The following is a 25,333-nucleotide window of genomic DNA, read 5'->3' as shown; positions in this document are numbered from 1 at the left end:
TGATTCCATGAACGTCAGTAGCCCCCCGAGCGCCCGCATCCTCGCCATCGAGGACGACCCCGTCCTGGCCTCCCATCTCTGCGATCACCTCGGTCGCCGGGGGTTCGACGTGACCTTGCGGCGGGACGGCGAAGAGGCCCTGGGCCTGGCCTGCGCCGAGGATTTCGACCTGATCCTCATGGACATCCTGCTGCCCGGGCGCAGCGGCCTGGAGGTGCTCGCCGAGCTGCGCCGCCGCCGCCGCGTGCCGGTGATCCTGATGTCCGCGCTGGGCGCCGAGCAGGACCGCATCGCCGGCTTCAGCCAGGGGGCGGACGACTACCTGCCCAAGCCCTTCAGCATGGCGGAGATGCAGGTGCGGGTGGATGCCGTGCTGCGTCGCGTAGCCTACGAACGGCGTGAACCGGAACCGCCCAGCGATGCGCTGGAGCTGAAGTTCGACGAAGGGCGCTCGGATATCAGCTATCGCGGGCGCTGGGCCGAACTCACGCCCACCGAGTACCGCCTGCTGGTCACCTTCTCGCGGCACATGGAGGAGGCGCAGAGCAAGGCGTTCCTCTACCAGCACGTGCTGCACCGCGCCTACTCGCAGCACGACCGCAGCCTGGACATGCACGTCAGCCACATCCGTCGCAAACTGGCGCGGCTCGGCTATGCCGAGTGGCGGCTGGAGACCGTCTGGGGCAAGGGCTACGTGCTCACCAGCGGGAAAGGCTGATGCCCGGTCGCCATTCGCTGTTCTGGAAGCTGGCGATCATCCTCGTCGGCTTCTGCCTGGTGATGATCGCCCTGACGCTGTCGTTCGGTCAGCTCATCGGCGAACGCACCTCCTACCTGTCCGACACGGCGCGCACGACCCTGCGCGGCTACGCCCGTGAGGCCGAGCAGGCCTGGCGTGAAGGAGGACGGGCCGGCGTCGATGCCTTCCAGGTCGACCTGGAGCGCCGCGAGGGCAGCTGGGTGCTGGTGCTCGACCAGCACCTGTTCCCCCTGGGCAGCCGCCCGGTCAGCGAGGAGCAGCGCCGTCGCCTGGGCTTCATGCGGCAACTGGAGTGGCCGATGGGGCGGCAGACGCCGGAACCCCGCACGCTGAGCATTCCCTTCGAGGGCCAGGACGGGCAGCTGGTGATGCTCCTGCCGCAACGCTTCAGCCCCTGGGGCCCACGGCCGCTGTTGTTCTTCATCGCCCAGAAGGTGGTGCCCGGGCTGCTCGCCCTGCTGCTGTGCATGCTGCTCTACCGGCTGTTCATCGCCCCGCTGGCGCGCCTGCGCGAACAGGCCAATTCGCTGAAGGCGGACGACCTCGGCGCGCGTCTGGGCGAACCCTTCGTTTCGCGACGGGACGAGCTCGGAGAGCTGGGCCGGGCCTTCGATCACATGGCCGATCGCCTGCAAGGCACCGTGGTCTACCAGCGCCGGCTGCTCAGCGACCTCTCTCACGAACTGCGAACCCCGCTCAGCCGCCTGCGTGCGGCCAGCGAGCGCGAGGACGACCTGCCGGCGCTGCGCCAGCGCCTGGAGCGCGAGATCGGCGTGATGCAGCAACTGGTGGAAAACACCCTGGAGCTGGCCTGGATGGATTCCGAGCGCCCGCATTTCCCCCAGGAGGCGGTGCCGTTGCGGCCACTCTGGGACGTGCTCACGGAAGACGCCTGTTTCGAGACGGGATGGCCCCGGGAGCAACTGCGTTTCGAGCTGGACGAGCGGTGCGTGGTCAAGGCCCACCTCAACAGCCTGGCACAGGCCCTGGAGAACATGCTGCGCAATGCCATCCGCCATTCACCTGCGGGCGGGCTGGTCACGCTGTCCGGCCACCAGGAGGGCGAGCACTGGCTGCTATGCCTCCACGACCAGGGGCCTGGGGTGGCGGAAGAACACCTGGAGCTGATCTTCGAACCCTTCTCCCGGCTCGACGAGGCGCGGCCCGGCGATGGCGGTTTCGGCCTGGGGCTGAGCATCGCCCGCAGCGCCATCGAACTTCAGGGCGGCCGACTGTGGGCGTGCAACCTGGATCCGGGGCTGGGCTTGCACATGCGCCTGCAAGCCTGGCCGGGCGGCGCCTCGGGTTCGGGCTAAGAACGCCATAGGACTCGGGCCCCGAGGCTTCCTGGCGGTCATCCGAATGTCTCCCTGAAAGGGCGGACGGCCGAGCTAGTTGAGAATATTCATACCGTCGCCGTCCTGGGCCAGGAAACGCTGCTGGGCCTGATGGTCGCTGTCGTCGCCGAGTTCGCTCGCGCGCTGGTGGAAGTCGCCGGCCAGGGCCCGTATGCGCGGGTCGCTGGCCTGGGCCAGGCTGGCACGGCTGGTGCGGAGGAAGTTGAGATTGCCGGCGGCCAGCGAGCGTCGCAGCCAGTCCAGGGCCTCGTCGATCCGCCCCTGGGCCGCCAGTACCGCGGCATAGCTGAACTGGCCGCGGAAGTCGCCGGCCTCGGCCGAGCGCCGGTACCAGTCCAGGGCGATTCCGGCATCGCGTGGCACGGCGATGCCCTCTTCGAAATAGCGCCCCACCAGGTTCATCGACTTGGCGTGCCCGGCTTCGGCCGCCTGCAGGTAGAGGGCGAAGGCGGCCGCCTGGTCGAGCTCGACTCCGCGTCCGGTGGCCAGAAGGCCCGCGTAGTTGTACAGGGCCCAGTCGAGCCCACTGGCGATGGCCTGCCGGTACTGGTTGGCGGCTTCCACCAGGTCGACGTCACCGCCCCAGCCGTGCTCCAGGCAGCGGCCGAGCATGTTGCGCGCCATGGCGTCGCCGTTGTCGGCGGCGATGCGGAACCAGGCGCGGGCCAGGGCCGGGTCTTTCTCGATGCCCTTGCCATCGAGGAGGATCTGCCCCAGCAGCGTCTGCGCATCGGTCATGCCGTCGCGGGCGGCACCGAGGATGATCCGTGCGGCCTGGCGAGGGTCGCTGGCCAGCCGCTCGCGCAATTCTTCAACGCTGAGGGTTTCGGTGCGCCTGAGGGTGACGTGCATTTCAGGTGTCCGCCCAGCGCCGCAGCAGGTTGTGGTAGGTGCCGGTGAGCTGGATCAGCGCGGGGTGTTCGGGTACGTCGCGGGTCAGGCTCTGGATCGCCTGGTCCATCTCGTAGAGCAGGGTGCGCTGGCCGTCGTCGCGGACCATGCTCTGGGTCCAGAAGAACGAGGCGATGCGTGCGCCCCGGGTCACGGGCTCCACCTTGTGCAGGCTGGTGGAGGGGTAGATGACCAGGTCTCCGGCGGCGAACTTCACGCGCTGGGTGCCGTAGGTGTCCTGGATCACCAGTTCGCCGCCGTCGTAGCTATCCGGTTCGCTGAAGAACAGCGTGGCGGAGACGTCGGTGCGGACCTGCTCGGGGCTGCCCTGGATGCGGCGGATGGCGTTGTCGATGTGGTAGTCGAAGGTGCCACCGCCCGTGTAGCGGTTGAACAGGGGCGGGAAGACCTTCAGCGGCAGCACGGCGGAGACGAACAGCGGGTGGGTCCACAGGCGCTGCAGCATCGCCGCGCTGATTTCCTTCGCCAGGGGATGGCCTTCCACCAGTTGCTCGTTGTGCTTGGCCTTCGCCGACTGGTGCCCGGCGGTGACGCGGCCATCCGCCCAGTCGGCCTGTTCCAGCGCTTCGCGGATGCGGGCGGCCTCTTCGGGCGTGAATACACCGGGTATGCGCAGGAGCATGGTCTGGGGCCTCCGGATGGGAAAAAAGCGCAAATGTTAGTGATTTACATTTGTTGCTGGCAAGGGGATTTGCCGGGCCTGCCGACGGCCTGCGCGGACGAGTGTAAAGTTTGTAAAAAAGATGCAAATGAGAATGTGTGGCAATTGATAGTGTAAACGTTTTGAAATAGATTCCGCGGCCTCTGAGATCCCTGGGGAGGGAAAACGATGTCGCGTCAGTCACTCGAATCCACCGCTTCTGCCCAGCGCCTGCTGGCATCCGCCATCGGCGTTGCCCTCTCGGCCGCCTCCCTGGCGCCGGTTGCCCATGCCGCGCAAGCGGAGAAGAAGGACGGCGAACAGGACGGCGTGATCTCGCTCGATGCCACCTCGGTGGTCGGTGAGCAGATCGGGGGCGAGGACTACCAGGTCCAGCGCTCCGCCTCGCAGAAGTACACCGCGCCGCTGGTGGACACGCCGCGCTCCGTGACCGTGGTTCCGCAGCAGGTGATCAAGGACACCGGCGCGCTGAGCCTGCAGGACGCGTTGCGCACCGTGCCCGGTATCACCATGGGGGCGGGCGAGGGCGGCAACCCCCAGGGCGATCGTCCCTTCATCCGCGGCTTCGACGCCCAGTCCGATACCTACCTCGATGGCGTGCGCGACACCGGTTCGCAGACCCGCGAGATCTTCGCCATCGAGTCCATCGAGGTGAGCAAGGGGCCGAACTCTTCCTTCGGTGGCCGTGGCTCGGCCGGTGGCAGCCTCAACCTGGTGACCAAGAAGGCGCACCTCGGTGATTCCATCGACGGTGGCTTCACCTGGGGTTCCGACCAGACCCAGCGCTACACCGCCGACATCAACCAGCAGTTCCTCGACACCGCCGCGTTCCGCCTCAACCTGATGAGCCACGAGAGCAATGTCGCCGGTCGCGACAAGGTCAACTACGACCGCTGGGGCGTGGCCCCGTCGCTGGCCTTCGGCCTCGGCACCGACACCCGCGTGAACCTCGACTTCTATCACATGGAAAGCGACGACCTGCCGGACTCGGGCATCCCCTACGGCTACTCGGTGGGCACCACCCACACCGCGGGCAGCCCGGACAAACCCGTCGACGGCGGCGACAGCAGCAACTTCTATGGCCTGACCAGCCGCGACTTCCGCAAGACCCGGGCGGACATCGCGACCATCGCCATCGAGCACGACCTGACCGATTCGCTGACCCTCAAGAACACCCTGCGCCACGGCAACAGCATGCAGGATTACATCCTGACCCAGCCGGACGACAGCAAGGGCAACGTGATCAATGGCACCGTCTGGCGCCGCGCCAACAGCCGTGTGAGCAACACCGCCACCACCACCAACCAGACCGACCTGTTCGGCGATTTCCAGCTGGCCGGGCTCAAGCACAGTTTCTCCACGGGCATCGAGCTGTCCCGCGAGGAGTCCGATCGCTCTTCCTACACGGTCGCCAACTCGGTGGGGACCGGCAACCTGAACTGCCCGACCACGGGTGCCGGCACCGGCTACAACTGCACCTCGCTGGGCAATCCCAACCCGGACGACCCCTGGGCCGGCAGCGTCGCGCGCAACTACGCCGCCACCGTCACCACCGGCGATACCCGTGCGCTCTACGCCTTCGACAGCATCGAGCTGGACCCGCAGTGGATCCTCAACCTGGGCCTGCGCTACGACAACTTCCAGACCGAGTCCAGGACCAAGTCCGCCGCTGGCGCCACCACCTTCAAGGCGTCCGATACCGCCGAGTTCGTCAACTACCAGGTGGGCCTGGTATGGAAGCCGGCCAGCAACGGCAGCATCTATGCCTCCTACGCCACGTCCGCGACGCCGCCGGGCTCCATGCTGGGCGAGGGCACGGAAGGCAACGCCCTGCCGACGTCCGTGGGCACGCCGACCAGTATCGTCAGCGACCTGGAGCCGGAAGAGACCACCAACTACGAGCTGGGCACCAAGTGGGACCTGCTCGATGAGCGCCTGTCGCTGACCGCCGCGATCTTCCGCACCGAGAAGGAAAACACCCGCGTCCTGGTGAGCAACTACACCTACGAGAACGCCGGCAAGACCCGCGTCGACGGCCTCGAGGTGACCGCCAGCGGCAAGATCACCGACAAATGGCAGGTGTTCGCCGGCTACAGCTACCTGGACAGTGAGCTGGTCGACCCGGGTGCCGTGGGCAACCGTACGGGCCTGGTGACCAGCACCGTCAACGCGGCCAAGGGCAACGAGATGCCCAATACGCCGAAGAACAGCTTCAGCCTGTGGACCACCTACCAGGTACTGCCGAAGCTGACCCTCGGCGCCGGTGCCTTCTACGTGGATGATGTGTTCGGCGACAACAACAACTCCGTGTACGTCCCGTCCTACTGGCGCTACGACGCGATGGCGGCCTACCAGCTGACCAAGAACGTCGACCTGCAGCTGAACGTGCAGAACCTCACCGACGAGACCTACTACGACAAGGCCTTCACCACCCACTTCGCCAACCAGGCGGCGGGTCGTACGGCGTTGCTCAGCACCAACTTCCACTTCTGATCGGCACGGCCCTGCCGCCCCGCCAGGCCACGGAGCCCCGGTCGCGATCGCTGCCGGGGCTTCGTCGTTCTCGCGTACCTATATAAGGAGGGACGGGGTCGCGACGCGGGCCGGACCGGCCCTGCAATAGCCGTCGGTTCCATGCATATAGCCTCATGGCATAACGCGACACCTTCCCGCGATATGGCCATCGCCGGTTTGCCGGTATCATGTGCACCCCCTGCGTCTGGATTGCGAACCCCTGCCATGACCCTGCAGTACCCAACCATCGCCGACTGCATCGGCAACACTCCGCTGGTGCGCCTGCAGCGCCTGGGCGGAGCCACCAGCAACACCCTCCTGGTCAAGCTCGAAGGCAACAACCCCGCCGGTTCCGTGAAGGACCGCCCGGCCCTGTCGATGATCACCCGCGCCGAACTGCGCGGTGCCATCCAGCCCGGTGACACCCTGATCGAGGCGACCTCGGGCAACACCGGCATCGCGCTGGCCATGGCGGCGGCGATCAAGGGCTACAAGATGGTCCTGATCATGCCGGACAACATGAGTGCCGAGCGCAAGGCGGCGATGACCGCCTATGGCGCCGAGCTGATCATCGTCAGCAAGGAGGAGGGCATGGAGGGCGCCCGCGACCTGGCCGAGCGCATGCAGGCCGAAGGCCGCGGCAAGGTGCTGGACCAGTTCGCCAATGGCGACAACCCCGAGGCCCACTACGTCGGCACGGGCCCCGAGATCTGGCGCCAGACCCAGGGCACCATCACCCACTTCATCAGCTCGATGGGCACCACCGGCACCATCATGGGCACCTCGCGCTACCTCAAGGAGCAGAACCCCGCTATCCAGATCGTCGGCCTGCAGCCCCAGGAAGGCTCGGCCATCCCCGGCATCCGTCGCTGGCCCGAGCAATACCTGCCGAAGATCTACCAGGCCGACCGCGTCGATCGCGTCGTCGACATGGCCCAGGTCGAGGCGGAGCAGACCATGCGCCGACTGGCCCGCGAGGAAGGCATCTTCTGTGGCGTGTCCTCCGGCGGCTCGGTGGCGGCCATGCTGCGCCTGTCCCTCGAGGTGGAGAACGCGGTGATGGTGGCGATCATCTGCGATCGCGGCGACCGCTACCTGTCCACCGGCGTGTACGACCCGATCCCGTGAAACTCGTCATTCCCCGTCCCGATGGCTGTGCAGGCCGCTACTCGCTGCGCGCCTATCGCATTCACCTGCACCCCGTGTGTGGCACCAGCCGGGGCCTCGCCCTGGGCGCCGCTGCGTCCGTTTCCCGCTATGCGCCGTCGGCCCTGCTGCAGCGCTCCTGGTATCTGCCCAAGGATGTGAAACATGGCCAAGCGTAGCGGCGGCCTGCGCTTCCAGCCCAGTGGCGGCACGCGCTCGACGCAGCAGGTGCCGACCGGCAAGAAGCAGCGCCTGTCCATCGAGCGCCTGGCCAACGACGGCCGTGGCATCGCCTTCGTCGAAGGGCGTACCTGGTTCGTTTCCGGTGCGCTGGCGGACGAGCAGGTCGAGGCCCGTGTACTCGGCGCCCGCGCCCAGATCGTCGAGGCACGCGCGGAGAAGGTGCTGGTGGCCAGCCCGCTGCGGCGTGCCGAGCCCTGTGCCCATGCCGGCCAGTGCGGCGGCTGCACCCTGCAGCACCTGCCCCATGCCGAGCAGCTCGCCCTGAAACAGCGCACGCTGGCCGAGCAGTTGTCGCGCGTCGCCGGGCTCGAGCCCGAGGCTTGGGCCGCACCGCTGGTGGGGCCGGAGTTCGCCTACCGCCGCCGCGCCCGCATCGCCGTGCGCTGGGACGCCAAGGCCGCGCGCCTGGACGTCGGCTTCCGCGCCGCCGCCAGCCAGACCATCATCGGCATCGATGACTGCCTCGTGCTGGTACAGCCCTTGCAGTCGATCGTCCGTGCGTTACCGCAACTGCTGCGCAGCCTGGAAAGGCCGCAAGCCCTCGGTCATGTCGAGCTCTTTCACGGCAATGCCTCGTCGCTGCTGCTGCGCCACATCCAGCCACTGGGTGAGGCGGACCTGCAGCGCCTGCGGCATTTCTGCGCCGAACACCAGGCCCAGCTGTGGTTGCACGGTGCGGGCGAGCCGCACGCGGACGACCCGGCCATGCGCCTGGGTTACCGTTTGGAACAGTGGGGCCTGGAACTGGAATACCGGCCGGGTGATTTCGTCCAGGTCAATGCGCCGGTCAACGAGGCGATGGTCGCCCAGGCGCTAGACTGGTTGGCACCGCAGGCGTCCGAGCGGGTGCTGGACCTGTTCTGCGGGCTCGGTAATTTCGCCCTGCCGCTGGCGCGCCAGGTGCGCGAGGTGGTGGCGGTGGAAGGTGTGGACGCCATGGTCGAACGCGCCCGTGGCAATGCGGTAATCAATGGTCTGGAGAATGCGCACTTTTTCCAGGCCGACTTGTCGAAGCCGCTGGCCGAGGCCCGGTGGGCCCGGCAGGGGTTCGATGCAGTGCTGCTGGACCCGCCGCGCGACGGCGCTTTCGAGGTCGCCCGCCACCTGGGCGGGCTCGGCGCGAAACGCGTGGTGTATGTGTCCTGCAACCCGGCGACGCTGGCACGCGACAGTGCCGAGCTGGTCCGGCAGGGTTATCGGCTCAGGAGAGCCGGCATCCTCGACATGTTTCCGCAGACGGCCCATGTCGAGGCCATGGCGTTATTCGAGGCGGGCTAGGATGCTCGCGTAATCCGACTGGCCCAGAGAGGCTGGCGAACATTCGGCGTGACGGGCGTACGTCGTAGGGAAGGTAAGGCAAGATGGTACAGGTCAGAGCGCAACAGCCGGTCAACACCGACGGCAGTATCAACCTCGAGGCGTGGCTGGACCATGTCCTCAGTCTCGATCCGGTGTTGGACCGCGAGGTGCTGAAACAGGCCTGCGAATTCGCCCGGGACTCCGAGCAGCAGGCCAACGCCGCGCAGAACCTCTGGGCCGAGGGCACCTCCAGTTTCCAGACCGGCCTGGAGATCGCCGAGATCCTCGCCGACCTCAAGCTGGACCAGGAGTCCCTGGTGGCGGCAGTCATCTACCGCGGCGTGCGCGAGGGCAAGATCCAGCTCGCCGACGTCAACCAGCGCTTCGGCCCGGTGGTGGCCAAGCTCATTGAGGGCGTGCTGCGCATGGCCGCGATCAGCGCCAGCCTCAACCCGCGTCATTCCCTGGTGCTGGGCACCCAGGCGCAGGTGGAGAACCTGCGCAAGATGCTGGTGGCCATGGTCGACGACGTGCGCGTCGCGCTGATCAAGCTGGCCGAACGGACCTGCGCCATCCGCGAGGTCAAGAACGCCGACGACGAGAAGCGCCACCGCGTCGCCCGCGAGGTCTTCGACATCTACGCGCCCCTGGCCCATCGCCTGGGCATCGGCCATATCAAGTGGGAGCTGGAGGACCTGTCTTTCCGCTACCTGGAGCCTGACCAGTACAAGCAGATCGCCAAGCTGCTGCATGAGCGCCGCCTGGATCGCGAGCAGTACATCGCCGATGTGATGAACCAGCTGCGCGAGGAACTGGCCGCCACGGGCATCAAGTCCGACATCAGCGGTCGCGCCAAGCACATTTATTCCATCTGGCGGAAGATGCAGCGCAAGGGCCTGCAGTTCAGCCAGATCTACGACGTGCGCGCCGTGCGCGTGCTGGTGCCGGAGGTGCGCGACTGCTACACCGCGCTCGGCATCGTGCACACCCTGTGGCGGCACATCCCCAAGGAATTCGACGACTACATCGCCAACCCCAAGGAGAACGGCTACCGCTCCCTGCACACGGCGGTGATCGGCCCGGACGGCAAGGTGCTGGAGGTGCAGATCCGCACCCACGCCATGCACGAGGAAGCCGAGCTGGGCGTCTGCGCCCACTGGCGCTACAAGGGCACCGACGTCAAGTCCAGCTCCAACCACTACGAAGAGAAGATCTCCTGGCTGCGCCAAGTGCTGGAGTGGCACGAGGAACTGGGCGACATCGGCGGGCTGGCCGAACAGCTGCGGGTGGATATCGAGCCCGACCGCGTCTACGTCTTCACCCCCGATGGCCACGCCATCGACCTGCCCAAGGGCGCGACACCGCTGGACTTCGCCTACCGCGTACACACCGAGATCGGCCACAACTGCCGGGGCGCCAAGATCAACGGCCGCATCGTGCCGCTGAACTACAGCCTGCAGACCGGCGAGCAGGTGGAGATCATCACCGGCAAGCAGGGTTCGCCCAGCCGTGACTGGCTCAACCCCAACCTGGGCTATATCACCACCTCGCGGGCGCGGGCGAAGATCGTCCACTGGTTCAAGCTGCAGGCGCGAGACCAGAACGTCGCCGCCGGCAAGGCCATGCTCGAGCGCGAGCTGGCGCGCCTGGCGCTGCCGCCGGTGGATTTCGAGAAGCTCGCCGAGAAGTGCAACCTGCGGACCGCCGAGGACATGCATGCCGCCCTGGGCGCCGGAGACCTGCGCCTGGCCCATGTGGTCAATTGTGCGCAGCAACTGGTGGAGCCGGAGCGTGGCAGCAGCGAACAGCTGGAGCTGATCCCCCGTCGCGTCGCCGGGCAGCACAAGCCGGGCAAGCGTGGCGATGTGCAGATCCAGGGCGTCGGCAACCTGCTCACCCAGATGGCCGGCTGCTGCCAGCCGCTGCCGGGTGATCCGATCGTCGGCTACATCACTCTCGGTCGCGGCGTCAGCATCCACCGCCAGGACTGCGCCTCGGCGCTGCAACTGGCGGGTCGCGAGCCGGAGCGGATGATCCAGGTCAGTTGGGGCCCGGTGCCGGTGCAGACCTACCCGGTGGATATCGTCATCAAGGCGTACGACCGGTCCGGCCTGCTGCGCGACGTTTCCCAGGTGCTGCTCAACGAGCGCATCAACGTGCTGGCGGTGAACACCCGCTCGAACAAGGAGGACAACACCGCCTCCATGCTGCTGACCATCGAGATCCCTGGGCTGGATGCGCTGGGGCGTCTGCTGGCGCGTATCTCGCAGCTACCCAATATCATCGAAGCCCGCCGTAACCGCGCCGCCTGAGCTGCTGCGCTCGGTCTGGCGTTGTTGGAATGGGACCGGAAAATGCTCATTGGCACTAGCCAACTCCGCTTTTCCGGCCCCATTCCGCCTAGCCAGCCCTTCGCTCGCGACGCTCAGGGCGTCAGCGTGGCCATTCACAGGATTTTGTCATGTACCAACTCAATGACCTGCTGCACCTGATGGCCCGGCTGCGTGACCCGCAGTACGGCTGCCCCTGGGACCTGAAGCAGGATTACGCGACCATCGTCCCGCACACCATCGAGGAAGCCTACGAGGTGGCCGATGCCATCGAGCGGGGCGATTTCGAGCAACTGCCGGGCGAGCTGGGCGACCTGCTGTTCCAGGTCGTCTACTACAGCCAGCTGGCGCGGGAGGAGGGCCGCTTCGAGTTCGCCACCGTCGTCGATGCCATCACCCGCAAGCTGGTACGTCGCCACCCTCACGTGTTCCCCGATGGCGACCTGTACGGCGCGCCGGACATGGCACGCCTGGAAGAGGCTGCCATCAAGCAGCGCTGGGAGGCGATCAAGGCCGAGGAGCGCGCCGAGAAGGCCGCAGCACCCGAGCAGCTGTCCCTGCTGGATGACGTACCCGCCGTGCTGCCCGCCCTGAGCCGCGCCGCCAAGCTGCAGAAGCGCGCCGCCCAGGTCGGTTTCGACTGGCCCGAGGCGCTGCCGGTGGTGGACAAGGTGCGCGAGGAGCTGGACGAGGTGCTGGAGGCGATGGCCGACAACGACCCTGCCGCCGTGGCCGATGAGATCGGCGACCTGCTGTTCGTGGTGGTCAACCTGGCGCGCCATCTGAAGGTGGACCCGGAAACCGCCCTGCGCTCGGCCAACGGTAAATTCGAGCGGCGCTTCCGATTCATCGAACAGGCATTGCGCGAAGCGGGTCGTCCCATCGAAGATTGCACCCTGGACGAACTGGATGCCCTGTGGGGCGAAGCCAAGAAACAGGAAAAAGCCGCCCTTGGCTGCTAAGCAGAGAGACTGAATTACCCATGAGCCTTTCCCTCCGTGACCAACTGCTGAAAGCCGGGCTGGTCAATGAAAAGCAGGTCAAGCAGGCCGGCAAGCAACAGCAGAAGCAGCAGCGCCTGGAGAAGAAGAACCAGGTCGAGAAGGACGATTCCCAGCGCCAGGCCGCTCTCAAGGCCCAGGCCGAGAAAGTCGCCCGGGACCAGGAGCTGAACCGCCAGCAGCAGGAGAAGGCCGAGCAGAAGGCCCGGTCGGCGCAGATCAAGCAGCTCATCGAGAGTTCGCGCCTGCCCAAGCTGACCACCGAGGACTACTACAACTTCGTCGACGACAAGAAGGTCAAGCGCATCGCCGTCAACGACATGGTCCGCGACAAGCTGAGCCGTGGCTCCCTGGCCATCGTCCAGCACGGCGGCGGCTACGAGATCATCCCGCGTGACGCGGCGCTGCGTATCCAGGAGCGCGATCCGCGCCGCATCCTGCTGCTCAACACCCCCACCGAGGAAGCGGATGCGGACGATCCCTACGCCGCCTACAAGGTGCCGGACGACCTGATGTGGTGAGTGCGGGACGGGTATGAAGGAAGCCGGGCGATGCCCGGCTTTTTCATGGGTGCCTGGAGTCGGCAGTAGGGCGGATGAAGCTCGCGGGGCCCGGTGTTCGCTGCTTGTCGGGTTGCATCCGACCTACAGGGATCCATGGCCTGTAACCCGACTACAGCCAGGGAGGTGGATCATCAGCAGATCTGGTTGCCCAGCAGTACCCGGCCGAAGCTCGCGCCTTCGGTCAGCGGGGTGATGGCGGCGATGTGGTCCAGGCGCAGGCGCTCGCGACCGGCTTCGCCCTGGACGATGAAGAACTCTTCCTTTGCCGGCGTGGTTTCGGTACTCACCGCGCGGGCTTCGAGGCTGGCGCCGTCGTCCAGCTCGATCAGCAACTGATAGCGGTGCATGCAGGCGATCTCGATGAAGTCGTAGAGCTCGCAGGACAGGGGCAGGTATTGGCTCATCTCGGCCTCCTCGGGCGGGAGTCTCGATCCAGGGTTCCGATCATCCTATACCCCCGCCGGCACGCTGCCAGCCCACCTTTGTAAGGGCATGAAAAAGCCGGGCATCGGCCCGGCTTCTCGGTGTCGCTTGCGCCTTACTGGGCGCCTTCGACCTTGCGGCCGTCGACCGTGCCTTCCTTGAGCATGATCTGGTATTCCTTGCCGTCCTTCTCCACCTGGTTCAGGCGCACCAGCAGGTAGCCCCAGTCCTTGGCGAACCAGAGCATGGTCTTGCGGTTGCTCTGGGTGGGGTCGCGCACGCGCTCGACCTTGATGGCGTCGACCGTGCCGGCCTTGGTTTCCACCTTCTCCTCGCCGAGCACGCGGAAGTCGTAGGTCTCGACCTCGTCACCGTCGATCACCTGGTAGCTCATGCTCTTCTTGCCGGCGGCGACGTCGTGCTGGAGCACCAGCTGGTAGGTGGACTTGTCCACCAGGCCACGGTTGAGCGGTACGCGCACCTGATTGCCGCGATCGCTGCCGATCACCTGCTTCTCGCCCCAGTCGAAATCCAGCTCGATCTGCTTGCTCTTGCCCAGGCCGCTGCGGTTGAAGCGGTAGGTCTGCGGCAGGAAGGCATTGTTCTCCAGACGGAACACGCTCGTTTCGGTGAGGCTGGCCACCAGCATGGAGGCCTCGAAATCCAGCTGCCAGCGGCCATCGTCCAGTTTCTTCAGGCTGCGCCCGGCGGTGCCGCTGATGGGCATCGTCTTCCAGTCGGCGGTGTAGCTGGCCTCGAAGGGCTTCAGCTCGGCCGCCGTGACCGGCAGGGTGAACAGGGCGAGGAGCAACAACAGGGCACGACGCATCGGCAAAATCTCCTAGTTACGCAGTTGCTGCCCGCAGGGGGGCAGCGCTTGGCCATCCAGTAGCGCGCCTTGCTCGCCCAGGTGCAGGCGACCTTCGGCGAACCAGCGCATGGCCAGCGGGTAGATACGGTGTTCCTCGGCATGCACCCGTCTGGCCAGGCTTTCCGGCGTATCGCCAGACTCTACCGGGATTACCGCCTGTACGACCAGAGGGCCTCCATCGAGTTCCTCGGTGACGAAATGCACGCTGCAGCCGTGCTCCGCATCGCCGGCTTCCAGCGCACGCTGGTGGGTGTGCAGGCCCTTGTGCAGGGGCAGCAGGGACGGGTGGATATTGAGCAGGCGCCCCTGGTAGTGGCGCACGAAGCCGGGGGTGAGGATGCGCATGAAGCCCGCCAGCAGCACCAGGCGTGGTGCGTAGGCGTCGATGGCCTCGACCAGCGCCGCATCGAAGGCTTCGCGGCCTGCGTACTGCGTATGGTCGAGCACCCGGGTGGCGATCCCCGCCTGGCGGGCGCGCTCCAGCCCGTAGGCATCGGCGCGGTTGGATATCACCGCGCGGATGCGTGCCGGGCTGTCGGCGTTGGAGCTGCTGTCGATCAGGGCCTGGAGGTTGCTGCCGGAACCGGAGATCAGCACCACCACATCACAGCGGTCGGACATCAGTGGCTTTTCAGGTTGTTCAGGACGACGCGTTCGCTGCCTTCGGCGCCTGCGGCGATCTGGCCGATGACCCAGGGCTGCTCGCCGGCGGCGCGCAGGGTTTCCAGGGCCACCTCGACCTGCTCGGGGGCGATGCAGATGACCATGCCGACGCCGCAGTTGAGAACGCGGTGCATCTCGCGCTCGTCGACGTTGCCCTTCTCCTGCAGCCAGTCGAAGACGGCCGGGCGGGTCCAGCTGGCGACGTCGATCACCGCCTGGGCGCCTTCGGGCAGGACGCGCGGGATGTTCTCGGTCAGGCCGCCGCCGGTGATGTGGGCCATGGCCTTCACCGCGCCGGTGTCCTTGATCAGCTTGAGCAGCGGCTTCACGTAGATACGGGTCGGCGCCATCAGCAGGTCGGCCAGGGGCTTGCCGTCGAGCTGCACGTTCTCGATGTCGGCACCGCTGACTTCGATGATCTTGCGGATCAGCGAGTAGCCGTTGGAGTGCGGGCCGGAGGAGGGCAGGGCGATCAGGGTGTCACCGGTGGCAACCTTGGAGCCATCGATGATCTCGGCCTTTTCCACGACGCCGACGCAGAAGCCGGCCAGGTCGTAGTCTTCGCCTTCGTACATGCCGGGCATCTCGGCGGTCTCGCCGCCTACCAGCGAGCAGCCGGCCAGTTCGCAGCCGGCACCGATGCCGGTGACCACGGTGGCGGCCACGTCGACGTTGAGCTTGCCGGTGGCGTAGTAGTCGAGGAAGAACAGCGGCTCGGCGCCACAGACGACCAGGTCGTTCACGCACATGGCGACCAGGTCCTGGCCGATGCTGTCGTGCTTGTTCAGGTTCAGCGCCAGGCGCAGCTTGGTGCCGACGCCGTCGGTGCCGGAGACCAGCACGGGCTGCTTGTAGCCGGCCGGGATTTCGCAGAGGGCGCCGAAGCCACCCAGGCCGCCCATCACTTCAGGGCGCGCGGTGCGCTTGGCCACGCCTTTGATGCGTTCGACCAGGGCTTCGCCCGCGTCGATGTCCACACCAGCGTCCTTGTAGCTCAGGGAGGGTTGCTTGCTCATAAATCCAGGCCTATAGGGGAAATTCGAGGATCGACCGGCAAGTCTGGCTGCCGGTTTGCGAAGGCGCGCGATTTTATCAGGCTTGACCCACAGCGGCCATCGGCAGCGGTCGGTGTTGGCGAAAAGCGTTCAAATAAGTGCTCGCCCGGTATCCGGCCCGTTGCCGGTGAGGTTGGGCCTGTTTAAGGTATAGCCCTTCACTCGCGGCCAGCCGCCGTCCAACAGAATGTCGAGAGTCCCAATGCGCCTGATCGCCCGCCTGCTCATGGTCTGCCTGCCGTTGTCCAGCCTGCCGGCCTTCGCCGAAACGGTCGGCGGCCTCTACCAGGTGCGCGAACCTGTCGCCTCGCAGCAGCCGGCCGAGCGTGACCAGGCTTTGAATCGCGCCCTGGAGACCCTGGTCATCCGCCTCGCGGGCGATGCCAAGGCGCTGGATAACCCGGCCCTGGCCGAGGCGCGCAAGAATCCGCAGCAATTGATCAGCCAGTTCGGCTACGAGGGCCAGTCCCTGCTGGTGGACTTCGACCCGGTGACCACCGAGCGCACCCTGCGCCAGGCCGGCGTTCCGCTGTGGGGCGCCAATCGCCCGGCGATCCTCGCCTGGTGGCTGAACCAGGGCAGCGACGGCGCGAGCCTGGTGGGGGATGCCCAGGAGGCGGCCAAGCCGCTGCGTGATGCCGCCCAGCACCGTGGCCTGCCCCTGCGCCTGCCGCTGGCGGATCTCAGCGAACAGCTGGTGGCCACGCCCGAGACCCTGGTGGCGACCGACCCGGAGGCGCTGCGTCCGGCCTCCGAGCGCTATTCCGCCGACGCCCTGCTCGCCGTGCTGGCCAGCGAGGCCGATGGCAAGTGGAAGGCCCAGTGGCACCTGTGGCTGGGCGACAACCGCGACCAGGGCAACGTCGAGGGAGCCGACCAGGCCGCCGTCGCCGACGCCGTGCTGCTCGCCGTGAGCCAGCGCCTGGCGCCGCGCTTCGTCGTGGCGGCGGGTGTCGGCCAGAGCCAGGTCCTGGAAGTGAAGGGCGCCGATCTCGCGCGCTACGCCGAACTGTCCCGCGCGCTGGAACCTTTCGGCGCCCGCCTGGTGCAGGTCGAGGGCGACCTGCTGCGCTACCAGATCAACGCCAGCAGCGAACAGCTGCGTGCCCAGCTGGCCCTGAGCGGCCTGCAGGAGTCCGCTCCCGAAGCCGCTCCGGTGGATGCCGGCCAGGCTCCGGCCACCCCGGGGGCGGCGCCGCAGGTGCAGCCGCGCGACCCGGTATTGCGATTCCATTGGTGAGGGCCCGGACGGCCGCTCCCGCAACTCAAGGCTGAGGTTTCTCCATGACCGATTCGCGTCGCTGGCTCTGGCTGGGGGGCGTCCTGCTCCTGTGCTGGCTGCTGTACCTGCTGCACCCGATCCTGTCCCCCTTCCTGATCGGCATGCTCCTGGCGTACCTGGGCGATCCGCTGGTGGATCGCCTCGAGCGCCTGGGACTGTCGCGCACCTGGGGCGTGGTGGCGGTATTCACCCTGTTCAGCCTGATCCTCCTGGCCCTGCTGCTGGTGCTGGTGCCCATGCTCGGCCGCCAGCTGGTGCGCCTCTACGAGCTGGCGCCGCAGATGCTCGACTGGCTGCAGAACAGCGCGCTGCCCTGGGTGCAGGCCAAGCTGGGCCTACCACAGGGGTTCTGGCGTTTCGACAAGCTCAAGGAAGTGATCAGCGGCCACCTGGGCCAGACCACCGACGTGGTCGGCGTGCTGCTGGCCAGCGCCACCGCCTCGGGCCTGGCGCTGGTGGGCTGGGTCGGCAACCTGCTGTTGATCCCGGTGGTCGGCTTCTACCTGTTGCGCGACTGGGACCTGATGGTCGCCAAGCTCCGCGGGCTCCTGCCGCGTGCCCGCGAGGGGCTGGTGGTGAAGCTCGCCGGTGAGTGCCACGAGGTGCTCGGCGCCTTCATCCGTGGCCAGTTGCTGGTGATGCTGGCGCTGGGGACCATCTACGCCGTGGGCCTGATGGCCATCGGGCTCGATCTCGGGCTGCTGATCGGTCTGCTCGCCGGGCTCGCCAGCATCGTCCCCTACATGGGCTTCGTGGTCGGCTTCGGCGCCGCCGTGGCGGCCGCGCTGTTCCAGTTCAGCGGCTTCGACCTGTATCCGCTGATCGGCGTCGCGGTGGTGTTCGGCGTCGGCCAGTTGCTCGAGGGCATGCTGCTGACCCCGCTGCTGGTGGGCGATCGCATCGGCCTGCATCCGGTGGCGGTGATCTTCGCCATCCTCGCCGGTGGCCAGCTGTTCGGTTTCACCGGTGTGCTGCTGGCACTGCCGGTTGCCGCCGTGATCATGGTTTTGCTGCGCCATGCGCATGATTTCTATAAACTTTCCCAACTTTACGGAGAGACCGGCAGCGGTTCCGACGAACCCAGCGACTCGGCATGAAACCCATTCAGCTTCCCCTCGGCATCCGCCTGCGTGACGACGCGACATTTGCCAACTACTACCCCGGCGCCAACGCCGCGGCACTCGGCTATGTCGAGCGCCTCTGCGAGGCCGATGCCGGTTGGACCGAAAGCCTGATCTACCTCTGGGGCGGGGAGGGCGTCGGTCGCAGCCACCTGCAGCAGGCGGCCTGCCTGCGCTTCGAGCAGCGGGGCGAGCAGGCGGTCTACCTGCCGCTGGCGGAGCTGGCGCCATACGGGACGGCGATCCTCGACAACCTGGAGCAGTGCGAACTGGTCTGCCTCGATGATCTGGATGCGGTCGCCGGGCGCACGGACTGGGAGGAGGCGCTGTTCCACCTGTTCAACCGCCTGCGTGATTCGGGTCGCAAGCTGCTGCTGGCGGCCAATACCGCGCCGCGGGAGCTGGCGGTGAAGTTGCCCGACCTGAAGTCGCGCCTGACCCTGGCGCTGATCTTCCAGCTGCAGTCGCTGTCCGACGAGGACAAGCTGCGCGCCCTGCAACTGCGTGCCTCGCGCCGTGGCCTGCACCTGACCGACGAGGTCGGGCGCTTCATCCTCACCCGCGGCTCGCGCAGCATGAGCGCCCTGTTCGACTTGCTCGAACGTCTCGATCAGGCCTCCCTGCAGGCCCAGCGCAAGCTCACCATCCCCTTCCTCAAGGAAACCCTGGGCTGGTGAACCCGGCGCGGCCCTGGCCGCGCCGCTTCGCGTCCCTGCTCAGTTTTCCCCGGCCAGCTTGCGGTTGTACTGGAAGCGCCAGCGCGTGTAGAGCAGCGCGGCGCAGAACAGCAGCAGGCTCAGCCCGCCCATCAGCCAGCCGAACAGCGCGCGGTTCGGGTCGGTGGCCGCCAGCACGCCCTGGATGAAGTACAGGTTGATCACGAAGCAGGCCCAGGCATGCGCGCGGGCGTTGCCGAGGACCATGCCCGGCGCCAGCAGCGCCAGTGGCAGCAGCTCGATGCTCAGTACCACCCAGGGGCGGGCGCCGTTGAGTTCGGCGTACACCAGGGTCCAGACCACCAGCAGCAGGGCCAGGCCGAAGAAGGCGATGAGGCTGAGGGCTCGGCTGATGGCCAGGCGCGGGGCGAGCCAGTCCAGTTCGGGGAGCACTTTGGGTTTCTTAGCCACGGGGCTTCTCCAGGCGGATCGCCGTCGTGGCCAGGCGTTGGCCCAGGGCGCGGCAAAGGGTGGTTTCGTGTTCGTCGAGGGTGCGCTTGCCGTCGGCACCGGCGTAGTGGCTGGGGCCGTAGGGGGTGCCGCCGCCGCTGGTGGATAGCAGGGCCGGTTCACTGTAGGGCAGGCCGGTGACCAGCATGCCGTGGTGCAGCAGCGGCAGGAGCATGGACAGCAGGGTGGTCTCCTGCCCGCCGTGCAGGCTGGCGGTGGAGGTGAAGACGCCGGCCGGCTTGCCGACCAGTTCGCCGCTGAGCCAGAGGCTGCTGGTGCCGTCGAGGAAATACTTCATCGGCGCGGCCATGTTGCCGAAGCGCGTCGGGCTGCCGAGCGCGAGGCCGGCGCAGTTCTTCAGGTCGTCGAGGCTGGCGTAGAGCGGGCCGTCGGCGGGGATGTCGCTGGCCACCGCCTCGCATTCGCTGGAGACGGCGGGCACGGTGCGCAGGCGCGCCTCCATGCCGCCCAGCTCCACGCCACGGGCGATCTGCCGGGCCATCTGTTCGGTGGCGCCATGGCGGCTGTAGTAGAGAACCAGGATGTAGGGCGTGCTCAAGGCAGGATCTCCAGGACCTTCTCCGGCGGGCGACCGATCACGGCCTTCTCGCCGACCACCAGGATGGGGCGCTCGATCAGCTTGGGGTGGGCATGCATGGCGGCGATCAGCGCGGCGTCGTCGAGTTGGGTGTCATCCAGGCCGAGCGCCTTGTAGTCGTCCTCGCCGGTACGCAGCAACTGGCGGGCGCCGATGCCGAGGCGGCGCAGCAGGGTCTCGATCTCGCTGACGCTCGGCGGGGTTTCCAGGTAGCGCACGATATGCGGCGAGAGGCCTCGCGCCTCGAGCAGTTCCAGGGCGCCGCGGGATTTCGAGCAGCGGGGATTGTGATACAGCGTCATTTCGGTCATGGCGGGGGTCGCAAGGCCTTGTGGGAGGCGGCTATTCTAACCGCGTCCGGGCGCAGGCCTGAACCTTGCGTGTCGAGTCGGCCGGCGGACAGGGCACCCAGCATTAAGGAGATGGAATGCGCCAACGCATCAAAGACGTGGAAGAGTTCTGGCGCTTCCTGTTGCATCGCTTCATCAGCGACCACGGTTTCAACAGCGCTGCAGCGCTGACCTACACCAGCCTGTTCGCCGTGGTGCCGATCATGACGGTGACCTTCACCATGCTCTCGGCGATCCCGGCCTTCCAGGGCATGGGCGAGCAGATCCAGCGCTTCATCTTCCACAACTTCGTGCCATCGACCGGCGAGGCGGTGCAGGAATACCTGCAGGGCTTCACGCTGCAGGCGCGGCACCTGACCTGGGTGGGCGTGGCGCTGCTGGCGGTGACGGCCTTCACCATGCTGGTGACCATCGAGAAGGCCTTCAACACCATCTGGCGGGTGCGCCAGCCACGGCGCGGGGTTTCCAGCTTCCTCCTGTACTGGGCCATTCTCAGCCTGGGACCACTGCTGCTGGGGACGGGGTTCGCGGTGAGCACCTACATCACCTCGCTGTCGATGCTTTCCAGCCTCAACGAGATCGCCGGCACCCGCATCCTCCTCGGCTTCACGCCGCTGCTGTTCAACGTGGCGGCGTTCACGCTGCTCTACGCGGCGGTGCCCAATGCCCGCGTACCGCTGCGCCATGCATTGACCGGGGGCGCTTTCACCGCGCTGCTGTTCGAGTCGGCGAAGGCGCTGTTCGGTCTCTACGTGAGCTTCTTCCCGGGCTACCAGCTGATCTACGGTGCCTTCGCCACGGTGCCGCTGTTCCTGCTGTGGATTTACGTGTCCTGGCTCATCGTGCTGTTCGGCGCGGAGCTGGTATGCAACCTCACCAGCTCACGCCACTGGCGGCGCCAGGCGATGCCGCGCCTGCTGGTGCTGATGGGCGTGCTGCGGGTCATGCACGACCGCCAGCAGCGAGGCCTGCCCACGCGGCACCTGGATGCGCAACGTGCCGGCTGGCTGCTGCCAGAGGATGAGTGGCTGGAGCTGATGGAGCTGCTCGAAAGCCAGCACCTGGCCTGCCGCGTGGGAGGCGGCTCATGGGTGCTGTCGCGTGACCTGAACCACTACAGCCTGCACCAGTTGCTCAGCCATTGCCCCTGGCCGTTGCCGCGCCCATCGCAACTGCCGGCGCATCTGGACGAGGCCTGGTACCCACCGTTGAAGGCCGCGCTGGAGGGGTTGCATCAGGAGCAACAGGCCTTGTTCGACGGGAGCCTGGCCGGCTGGCTGCGCCCTGCGCCCGAGTGACAAAAAAAGGCAGTTTGCGGCACATTGCCAGCGGCTCCCCAGCGACAGGGCCGCTGCCAGGGCCCGAAGGCGCTGCTGGCAGAATGTGGCACGTTTCTGGCAATCACAGGCAGAGTCTGCTGTCACTCTGCTATCAGACAGGGATTAGCCAAGGAAGTATGTGTTCTATGAGCAAGGCCAAGGGCAAAGTCGTCCATCTTCATGAGCGTGATCCGCAGGAGGCGCTCGAGCGTCTGAACCGGATCACCGGCCTGCAGTTCTCGCAATGGCCCGAATCCCTGGTGCCGCCCACCCCCGTGCCCGAAGCCCGTCGGGACGAGGACCAGGAGCCGCCCACCCCAAGCAACGGCGCTGCGCGCGCCTGAGCCGAACGCCAATGAAAAACCCCGCGACAGGCGCGGGGTTTTTCGTTGCAGCCTGGCGTGTTCAGGCGAGGGCTTGGCGGCTGTCGGCTCCGGCCTGCTCCACGGCCTGGACGAAGAGCTCCTCCACCAGCAGGCCCTGGACGGGCACCGCCGATCTCAGGCGGACCTGCATGTCTTCGATCTTGTGCTTGACCGTCATGCGGGCGATGCCCGAGAGCAGGATCTTGCCGTGGGCGTTGACCTTGCCGTGGTCCACCGAGACTTCGCGGCGGATCTCGCCGTCGCGGTAGTTGATCAGCAGCGACACCGGCAGGTTGGCCAGGCCTGGCAGTTGCAGCCAGGCGGCGACGTTGAACTCGGCGACCCGCCCTTCATAGGGGGTGACGATCAGGCGAGCCGCCTCGACGATGCGGGAAGGCACGGGGCCGATCAGCTTGTCTTGGTTCTGGGACATTGGGCGATATTTCCAGGCTGATAGCGGTACGTTCGTACGGTTAGTGCGGGGAATTATAAGGAGGGCACGCGGACGAAACTGTGCGCTTGGCCGATGGGCGGCGTGACCGGTCTCGCACTTTCGCCGATCAGGCCATTTTCAGCGGATAGCGCGTGACCATCGAGGTGCTGAGGTTGGGCTCGGGTAGCGGCAGGATGGCCTGGTTGTGCACGCTGGCGAGTTGCAGCCAGAGGTGTTCGCCGCTGACGAACTGGTCCTTCGGCAGCCACAGGCCGTGGTGCCAGCCGTTGCCGGGGGCGGGGGTGCTCTGCAGTACGCCGGGGTGGGTCTGCGAATTGGGGGCGCGGCGCAGCCAGACCGCGCGCGGCAGGCCCTTGAGGTAGCGCAGGCCCAGGTGCAGGCCTTCCTGGTTGGTGTGTCGCCAGCGCACCATGGCCAGCGTCGGGGTGCCGCTGTTGAGCAGCAGGGTCAGTTGGCCTACCGGCAGTTGCGGGCCCTGGTCCGAGTGGCACAGCAGGCGGGCGCCGCCGGCGCTGGCGTCGAGCATCTGCGCATCGAGGCTGACCGGACGTTGTGCCAGCAGCTGGGCATGGATGGCGGGCAGGCCTACCACCATGCTGCAGGAACCTTCGTATTCGGTGCGGGGGTGGCGACGCTGCTGGCGCCCCAGCCAGTTCTGCCTCACGCGTTCCAGCAGGTCGTGCTCGGCGGCGCTGCGCAGGGGCGCGGGTTCGTGCAGGGCGATCAGCAGCGGGCCCAGTTCCAGGCGACGCAGGTAGGGGCCGCCGGTCAGCGCCTGCTGGCGATCGTAAGGTACGTAGGGCTGTGCGTCGGTGAGGTCGATGGTCGGGCCCTCGCTCTCGTCTTCCTGGTCCCAGGGCAGCAGGTGGGCCAGCCCGGCCAGGGGCGCGAGGGCGCCGAACAGCAGGGTGCACTCGCCCTCGGTGAGGTGGAAGGGGTTGCTCAGGGCCAGCAGCAGCACTTGCTGGTAGAGGCCACGCAGGGTGCTGGCCGGGACCGGGCGGAAAGCGGCGGCGACCGGCTCGTCCAGGCAGCCCTGGTGCTCGCCGATCCAGTACAGCAAGTGGCTGTCGCGCCACAGCGCGCCGGGCGGCTCCTGGTAGTGCTGGTAGTGGCGCATCAGCGTCTGCGCGATGAAGTGCTGGGCCATGTACAGGCACCAGGCCAGGTGCGGCAGCGAGGGCTGGCGACCCTGGAGGATCTGCAGCAACAGGCGCTTGAAGCCGGCGGCCAGTTCACTGCACAGGCGCAGGAACAGCATCGGCGGCAGGGCGCCGTGCTCATAGGCCGTGGCGTAGTGGCGGTATTCCTCGCTGAAGCTTTGCAGCGCGCGCTGTCTTTCGAGTAAGGTCACCGCACTTCGATTGAGCCGGAACAGCTGGCCGAGCACCTGCTGCAATGCGCCGTCCTGCGGCTGCTGGCGGGCGTCGGCGAGGAACTGGTTCAGGCCCGCCAGGATAGGGGTGTCCTCTTCGAGGATGTCCGGCACTTCCAGGCACAGGGCATCCAGCGTCATATCAACCCTGCATATACGAGGATCGATTGCATGGGATCACGACTCCAGGCTGTTTTCGGGGCGCTCATTCTCATGGGTGCCGGGCTGTTGCTGGGAGGCTGTTCGGACGATATCGGCCTCGACCAACATGGACAGAAGGTAGCGACTGCCGGCCTCGAAAACCAGTGGTTGGTGATTAATTACTGGGCGGAGTGGTGTGGCCCCTGCCGCACGGAGATCCCCGAGCTCAACGCGTTGGCCGGCCAGTCCGAGGGCAAGGGCGTACGCATACTGGGCGTGAACTTCGACGGCCTGCAGGGGGCCGAACTGGAGAAGGCGGCGAAGCAGATGGGCATCACCTTCACGGTGCTCGCCCAGGACCCCGCGGAGCGCTACCAACTGCCGCGCAGCGAGGCATTGCCGGTGACCTATATCATCGATCCCCAGGGCAAGGTGCGCGAGCGCCTGATGGGTGAGCAGACCGCCGCCGGACTCAATGAGCGCCTGGCCGCTCTGAAGGAAGGGGAATGAGCATGGCGCGCATCTGTCTGCACGGCTATGTCAGCGGCAAGGTCCAGGGTGTCTCCTACCGCCAGTCGACCGAGGATCAGGCGGACCGCCTCGATCTGGATGGCTGGGTGCGCAACCTGGCGGACGGCCGCGTGGAGGTGCTGTTCGAGGGGGAGGAACCGGCGGTGCGCGAACTGGCCGCCTGGCTCGAGCAGGGCCCCGGCGGGGCGAAGGTGACGGCGGTCGAGCTGCAAGAGCAGCCCTTGCAAGGGATCGCCGGTTTCATCGTGCGCCGCTAGGGGCGTACGTACCAGATGTCCTGCCACAGCCCGACCACCTTGGCCGGGTACCAGCTTTCGCCGAGGCTGCCGTTGTAGCGCGCCAGTGCCCGGTTGATGTCCCCCCGTTCCTTCTTCAGGTAGTAACTCAGGATGGTGCAGCCGTAGCGCAGGTTGGTGGCGTTGTCGGTGAGGTTGTCCTGGGGGCGGCCCAGCTCGGCTTTCCAGAAGGGCATCACCTGCATCATGCCCTGGGCGCCCACTGCGGAGATGGCGAAACGGTCGAAACGGCTTTCCGTATGGATCAGCGCCAGCACCAGGTCCGGCCTGAGGCCGGCCTTGCTCGCCTCGTGGTGCACCTGCCTGAGCAGTTCCAGGCGCTCGGCCGGGTCGGGCACGTAGCGCTTCAGGCGGGTGGACATGTCGAGCAGCCAGACTTCGGCGTCGAATCGATCGCCGAAGCTGTCGGCCTCGGCGACCGTGCGTTGCAGCAATTGCCGCAGTTCGGGCTCCGGCGCCTGGCGCAGGCTGCCGAAGGCGGGGGCCGCCAGCGCCAGCAGGCCGCTGAGGAGCAGCGTTGGCCAGGGCGCGGGCAT

The 25,333-nt window shown here is 67.0% G+C and carries 28 protein-coding genes; 16 read left to right on the top strand and 12 right to left on the bottom strand.

Annotated features, from left to right (window positions below; translation table 11 throughout):
- The first annotated feature begins 7 nt into the window (after window positions 1-7).
- On the top strand, window positions 8-718 hold the full coding sequence (locus tag WFQ67_RS04855; RefSeq protein ID WP_337056275.1) for a response regulator transcription factor: 711 nt from the start codon (window positions 8-10) through the stop codon (window positions 716-718).
- Window positions 718-2,076, top strand: coding sequence for a sensor histidine kinase (locus WFQ67_RS04850; RefSeq protein ID WP_337056274.1), 1,359 nt, complete (start codon window positions 718-720; stop codon window positions 2,074-2,076). The genes WFQ67_RS04855 and WFQ67_RS04850 overlap by 1 nt, the downstream gene beginning before the upstream one ends.
- 75 nt (window positions 2,077-2,151) lie before the next feature.
- On the opposite strand, the gene WFQ67_RS04845 is transcribed toward WFQ67_RS04850, so the two are convergent.
- Both WFQ67_RS04845 and WFQ67_RS04840 read right to left on the bottom strand, forming a co-directional pair.
- The gene (locus WFQ67_RS04845) at window positions 2,152-2,970 is read right to left on the bottom strand and encodes a tetratricopeptide repeat protein (RefSeq protein ID WP_337056273.1); all 819 of its coding nucleotides are present in this window, start codon (window positions 2,968-2,970) and stop codon (window positions 2,152-2,154) included.
- 1 nt (window position 2,971) lies between these two features.
- Window positions 2,972-3,652 carry a Fe2+-dependent dioxygenase gene (locus WFQ67_RS04840; protein WP_285961016.1) on the bottom strand — a complete coding sequence of 227 codons (681 nt, stop codon included), beginning with the start codon at window positions 3,650-3,652 and terminating at the stop codon, window positions 2,972-2,974.
- A 207-nt stretch (window positions 3,653-3,859) separates the two neighbouring features.
- On the opposite strand from WFQ67_RS04840, the gene WFQ67_RS04835 reads away from it, so the two are divergent.
- The 7 genes from WFQ67_RS04835 to WFQ67_RS04805 all read left to right on the top strand — a co-directional run bounded on the left by WFQ67_RS04835 (window position 3,860) and on the right by WFQ67_RS04805 (window position 12,745).
- The gene (locus WFQ67_RS04835) at window positions 3,860-6,184 is read left to right on the top strand and encodes a TonB-dependent receptor (protein WP_213625871.1); all 2,325 of its coding nucleotides are present in this window, start codon (window positions 3,860-3,862) and stop codon (window positions 6,182-6,184) included.
- Between the two features lie 246 nt (window positions 6,185-6,430).
- Complete coding sequence (cysM, locus tag WFQ67_RS04830; protein ID WP_263150828.1) at window positions 6,431-7,333, top strand: cysteine synthase CysM; 903 nt, start codon at window positions 6,431-6,433, stop codon at window positions 7,331-7,333.
- A complete protein-coding gene (locus WFQ67_RS04825; protein ID WP_337056272.1) occupies window positions 7,330-7,530 on the top strand; it encodes a hypothetical protein in 201 nt (66 codons plus the stop codon). Before cysM ends, WFQ67_RS04825 begins: the two co-directional genes overlap by 4 nt.
- Window positions 7,517-8,872 (top strand): 23S rRNA (uracil(1939)-C(5))-methyltransferase RlmD, encoded by a 1,356-nt coding sequence (gene rlmD, locus WFQ67_RS04820; RefSeq protein ID WP_213625868.1) that lies wholly within the window; start codon window positions 7,517-7,519, stop codon window positions 8,870-8,872. The genes WFQ67_RS04825 and rlmD overlap by 14 nt, the downstream gene beginning before the upstream one ends.
- A gap of 83 nt (window positions 8,873-8,955) precedes the next feature.
- Window positions 8,956-11,205 carry a GTP diphosphokinase gene (gene relA, locus WFQ67_RS04815; protein ID WP_111261721.1) on the top strand — a complete coding sequence of 750 codons (2,250 nt, stop codon included), beginning with the start codon at window positions 8,956-8,958 and terminating at the stop codon, window positions 11,203-11,205.
- Between the two features lie 149 nt (window positions 11,206-11,354).
- The gene (mazG, locus tag WFQ67_RS04810) at window positions 11,355-12,185 is read left to right on the top strand and encodes a nucleoside triphosphate pyrophosphohydrolase (RefSeq protein ID WP_173171841.1); all 831 of its coding nucleotides are present in this window, start codon (window positions 11,355-11,357) and stop codon (window positions 12,183-12,185) included.
- Window positions 12,186-12,205: 20 nt separating this feature from the next.
- A complete protein-coding gene (locus WFQ67_RS04805; RefSeq protein WP_111261719.1) occupies window positions 12,206-12,745 on the top strand; it encodes a DUF2058 domain-containing protein in 540 nt (179 codons plus the stop codon).
- Between the two features lie 173 nt (window positions 12,746-12,918).
- Here WFQ67_RS04805 and WFQ67_RS04800 read toward each other — a convergent pair whose 3' ends face one another.
- From WFQ67_RS04800 to purM, 4 genes are all read right to left on the bottom strand, one after another.
- A complete protein-coding gene (locus WFQ67_RS04800) occupies window positions 12,919-13,191 on the bottom strand; it encodes a Rho-binding antiterminator (RefSeq protein WP_337056271.1) in 273 nt (90 codons plus the stop codon).
- Between the two features lie 134 nt (window positions 13,192-13,325).
- Window positions 13,326-14,039 (bottom strand): DUF3108 domain-containing protein, encoded by a 714-nt coding sequence (locus WFQ67_RS04795; protein ID WP_213625867.1) that lies wholly within the window; start codon window positions 14,037-14,039, stop codon window positions 13,326-13,328.
- Window positions 14,040-14,051: 12 nt separating this feature from the next.
- Window positions 14,052-14,702: a phosphoribosylglycinamide formyltransferase gene (purN, locus tag WFQ67_RS04790; RefSeq protein WP_173171847.1), complete on the bottom strand. Its 651-nt coding sequence runs from the start codon at window positions 14,700-14,702 to the stop codon at window positions 14,052-14,054.
- The gene (gene purM, locus WFQ67_RS04785; RefSeq protein ID WP_173171849.1) at window positions 14,702-15,760 is read right to left on the bottom strand and encodes a phosphoribosylformylglycinamidine cyclo-ligase; all 1,059 of its coding nucleotides are present in this window, start codon (window positions 15,758-15,760) and stop codon (window positions 14,702-14,704) included. Before purM ends, purN begins: the two co-directional genes overlap by 1 nt.
- 241 nt (window positions 15,761-16,001) lie before the next feature.
- Here purM and WFQ67_RS04780 point away from each other — a divergent pair, with 241 nt between their 5' ends.
- Genes WFQ67_RS04780 through hda form a run of 3 tightly spaced genes read left to right on the top strand, consistent with a single transcriptional unit; the run spans window position 16,002 to window position 18,879 of the window.
- Window positions 16,002-17,039, top strand: a complete 1,038-nt coding sequence (locus tag WFQ67_RS04780) for a DUF2066 domain-containing protein (protein ID WP_285961018.1) — start codon at window positions 16,002-16,004, stop codon at window positions 17,037-17,039.
- A gap of 44 nt (window positions 17,040-17,083) precedes the next feature.
- Window positions 17,084-18,178: an AI-2E family transporter gene (locus WFQ67_RS04775; protein WP_173171853.1), complete on the top strand. Its 1,095-nt coding sequence runs from the start codon at window positions 17,084-17,086 to the stop codon at window positions 18,176-18,178.
- Window positions 18,175-18,879, top strand: a complete 705-nt coding sequence (hda, locus tag WFQ67_RS04770) for a DnaA regulatory inactivator Hda (protein WP_213625865.1) — start codon at window positions 18,175-18,177, stop codon at window positions 18,877-18,879. The genes WFQ67_RS04775 and hda overlap by 4 nt, the downstream gene beginning before the upstream one ends.
- Window positions 18,880-18,918: 39 nt before the next feature.
- Here the strand turns inward: hda and WFQ67_RS04765 are convergent, their stop codons facing one another.
- Genes WFQ67_RS04765 through arsC form a run of 3 tightly spaced genes read right to left on the bottom strand, consistent with a single transcriptional unit; the run spans window position 18,919 to window position 20,277 of the window.
- Entirely contained in the window at window positions 18,919-19,329 is a 411-nt protein-coding gene (locus WFQ67_RS04765; RefSeq protein WP_173171858.1) for a DUF2069 domain-containing protein, read from the bottom strand.
- Window positions 19,322-19,927 carry an NAD(P)H:quinone oxidoreductase gene (wrbA, locus tag WFQ67_RS04760; RefSeq protein WP_213625864.1) on the bottom strand — a complete coding sequence of 202 codons (606 nt, stop codon included), beginning with the start codon at window positions 19,925-19,927 and terminating at the stop codon, window positions 19,322-19,324. The genes WFQ67_RS04765 and wrbA overlap by 8 nt, the downstream gene beginning before the upstream one ends.
- Window positions 19,924-20,277, bottom strand: a complete 354-nt coding sequence (gene arsC / locus WFQ67_RS04755; protein WP_173171860.1) for an arsenate reductase (glutaredoxin) — start codon at window positions 20,275-20,277, stop codon at window positions 19,924-19,926. Before arsC ends, wrbA begins: the two co-directional genes overlap by 4 nt.
- Window positions 20,278-20,393: 116 nt before the next feature.
- On the opposite strand from arsC, the gene WFQ67_RS04750 reads away from it, so the two are divergent.
- Together WFQ67_RS04750 and WFQ67_RS04745 are read left to right on the top strand one after the other, a co-directional pair.
- Window positions 20,394-21,614 (top strand): YihY family inner membrane protein, encoded by a 1,221-nt coding sequence (locus tag WFQ67_RS04750; RefSeq protein ID WP_213625863.1) that lies wholly within the window; start codon window positions 20,394-20,396, stop codon window positions 21,612-21,614.
- Between the two features lie 167 nt (window positions 21,615-21,781).
- The gene (locus WFQ67_RS04745) at window positions 21,782-21,979 is read left to right on the top strand and encodes a hypothetical protein (protein WP_111261707.1); all 198 of its coding nucleotides are present in this window, start codon (window positions 21,782-21,784) and stop codon (window positions 21,977-21,979) included.
- A 61-nt stretch (window positions 21,980-22,040) separates the two neighbouring features.
- Here the strand turns inward: WFQ67_RS04745 and WFQ67_RS04740 are convergent, their stop codons facing one another.
- Window positions 22,041-22,433 carry a hypothetical protein gene (locus WFQ67_RS04740; RefSeq protein ID WP_173171864.1) on the bottom strand — a complete coding sequence of 131 codons (393 nt, stop codon included), beginning with the start codon at window positions 22,431-22,433 and terminating at the stop codon, window positions 22,041-22,043.
- Between the two features lie 127 nt (window positions 22,434-22,560).
- Window positions 22,561-23,970 carry a PilZ domain-containing protein gene (locus tag WFQ67_RS04735; RefSeq protein ID WP_337056270.1) on the bottom strand — a complete coding sequence of 470 codons (1,410 nt, stop codon included), beginning with the start codon at window positions 23,968-23,970 and terminating at the stop codon, window positions 22,561-22,563.
- Window positions 23,971-24,000: 30 nt separating this feature from the next.
- On the opposite strand from WFQ67_RS04735, the gene WFQ67_RS04730 reads away from it, so the two are divergent.
- Together WFQ67_RS04730 and WFQ67_RS04725 are read left to right on the top strand one after the other, a co-directional pair.
- On the top strand, window positions 24,001-24,480 hold the full coding sequence (locus tag WFQ67_RS04730; RefSeq protein ID WP_213625860.1) for a TlpA disulfide reductase family protein: 480 nt from the start codon (window positions 24,001-24,003) through the stop codon (window positions 24,478-24,480).
- Window positions 24,481-24,482: 2 nt separating this feature from the next.
- The gene (locus WFQ67_RS04725) at window positions 24,483-24,758 is read left to right on the top strand and encodes an acylphosphatase (RefSeq protein WP_337056403.1); all 276 of its coding nucleotides are present in this window, start codon (window positions 24,483-24,485) and stop codon (window positions 24,756-24,758) included.
- On the opposite strand, the gene WFQ67_RS04720 is transcribed toward WFQ67_RS04725, so the two are convergent.
- Window positions 24,755-25,333, bottom strand: coding sequence for a lytic transglycosylase domain-containing protein (locus WFQ67_RS04720; protein WP_213625858.1), 579 nt, complete (start codon window positions 25,331-25,333; stop codon window positions 24,755-24,757). The genes WFQ67_RS04725 and WFQ67_RS04720 overlap by 4 nt on opposite strands.

The sequence above is a fragment of the Pseudomonas sp. USHLN015 genome (assembly GCF_037153275.1).
Classification (GTDB): domain Bacteria; phylum Pseudomonadota; class Gammaproteobacteria; order Pseudomonadales; family Pseudomonadaceae; genus Metapseudomonas; species Metapseudomonas tohonis.
This window is presented reverse-complemented; position numbering and strand designations above follow the sequence as displayed.

Bases quoted from the DNA above. Each gene is read 5' to 3' on its own strand.
- WFQ67_RS04855 (WP_337056275.1), top strand. From the start codon at position 8: ATGAACGTCAGTAGCCCCCCGAGCGCCCGCATCCTCGCCATCGAGGAC.
- WFQ67_RS04850 (WP_337056274.1), top strand. From the start codon at position 718: ATGCCCGGTCGCCATTCGCTGTTCTGGAAGCTGGCGATCATCCTCGTC.
- WFQ67_RS04845 (WP_337056273.1), bottom strand. From the start codon at position 2,970: ATGCACGTCACCCTCAGGCGCACCGAAACCCTCAGCGTTGAAGAATTG.
- WFQ67_RS04840 (WP_285961016.1), bottom strand. From the start codon at position 3,652: ATGCTCCTGCGCATACCCGGTGTATTCACGCCCGAAGAGGCCGCCCGC.
- WFQ67_RS04835 (WP_213625871.1), top strand. From the start codon at position 3,860: ATGTCGCGTCAGTCACTCGAATCCACCGCTTCTGCCCAGCGCCTGCTG.
- cysM (WP_263150828.1), top strand. From the start codon at position 6,431: ATGACCCTGCAGTACCCAACCATCGCCGACTGCATCGGCAACACTCCG.
- rlmD (WP_213625868.1), top strand. From the start codon at position 7,517: ATGGCCAAGCGTAGCGGCGGCCTGCGCTTCCAGCCCAGTGGCGGCACG.
- relA (WP_111261721.1), top strand. From the start codon at position 8,956: ATGGTACAGGTCAGAGCGCAACAGCCGGTCAACACCGACGGCAGTATC.
- mazG (WP_173171841.1), top strand. From the start codon at position 11,355: ATGTACCAACTCAATGACCTGCTGCACCTGATGGCCCGGCTGCGTGAC.
- WFQ67_RS04805 (WP_111261719.1), top strand. From the start codon at position 12,206: ATGAGCCTTTCCCTCCGTGACCAACTGCTGAAAGCCGGGCTGGTCAAT.
- WFQ67_RS04800 (WP_337056271.1), bottom strand. From the start codon at position 13,191: ATGAGCCAATACCTGCCCCTGTCCTGCGAGCTCTACGACTTCATCGAG.
- WFQ67_RS04795 (WP_213625867.1), bottom strand. From the start codon at position 14,039: ATGCGTCGTGCCCTGTTGTTGCTCCTCGCCCTGTTCACCCTGCCGGTC.
- purN (WP_173171847.1), bottom strand. From the start codon at position 14,702: ATGTCCGACCGCTGTGATGTGGTGGTGCTGATCTCCGGTTCCGGCAGC.
- purM (WP_173171849.1), bottom strand. From the start codon at position 15,760: ATGAGCAAGCAACCCTCCCTGAGCTACAAGGACGCTGGTGTGGACATC.
- WFQ67_RS04780 (WP_285961018.1), top strand. From the start codon at position 16,002: ATGCGCCTGATCGCCCGCCTGCTCATGGTCTGCCTGCCGTTGTCCAGC.
- WFQ67_RS04775 (WP_173171853.1), top strand. From the start codon at position 17,084: ATGACCGATTCGCGTCGCTGGCTCTGGCTGGGGGGCGTCCTGCTCCTG.
- hda (WP_213625865.1), top strand. From the start codon at position 18,175: ATGAAACCCATTCAGCTTCCCCTCGGCATCCGCCTGCGTGACGACGCG.
- arsC (WP_173171860.1), bottom strand. From the start codon at position 20,277: ATGACCGAAATGACGCTGTATCACAATCCCCGCTGCTCGAAATCCCGC.
- WFQ67_RS04750 (WP_213625863.1), top strand. From the start codon at position 20,394: ATGCGCCAACGCATCAAAGACGTGGAAGAGTTCTGGCGCTTCCTGTTG.
- WFQ67_RS04745 (WP_111261707.1), top strand. From the start codon at position 21,782: ATGAGCAAGGCCAAGGGCAAAGTCGTCCATCTTCATGAGCGTGATCCG.
- WFQ67_RS04740 (WP_173171864.1), bottom strand. From the start codon at position 22,433: ATGTCCCAGAACCAAGACAAGCTGATCGGCCCCGTGCCTTCCCGCATC.
- WFQ67_RS04735 (WP_337056270.1), bottom strand. From the start codon at position 23,970: ATGACGCTGGATGCCCTGTGCCTGGAAGTGCCGGACATCCTCGAAGAG.
- WFQ67_RS04730 (WP_213625860.1), top strand. From the start codon at position 24,001: ATGGGATCACGACTCCAGGCTGTTTTCGGGGCGCTCATTCTCATGGGT.
- WFQ67_RS04725 (WP_337056403.1), top strand. From the start codon at position 24,483: ATGGCGCGCATCTGTCTGCACGGCTATGTCAGCGGCAAGGTCCAGGGT.
- WFQ67_RS04720 (WP_213625858.1), bottom strand. From the start codon at position 25,333: ATGCCCGCGCCCTGGCCAACGCTGCTCCTCAGCGGCCTGCTGGCGCTG.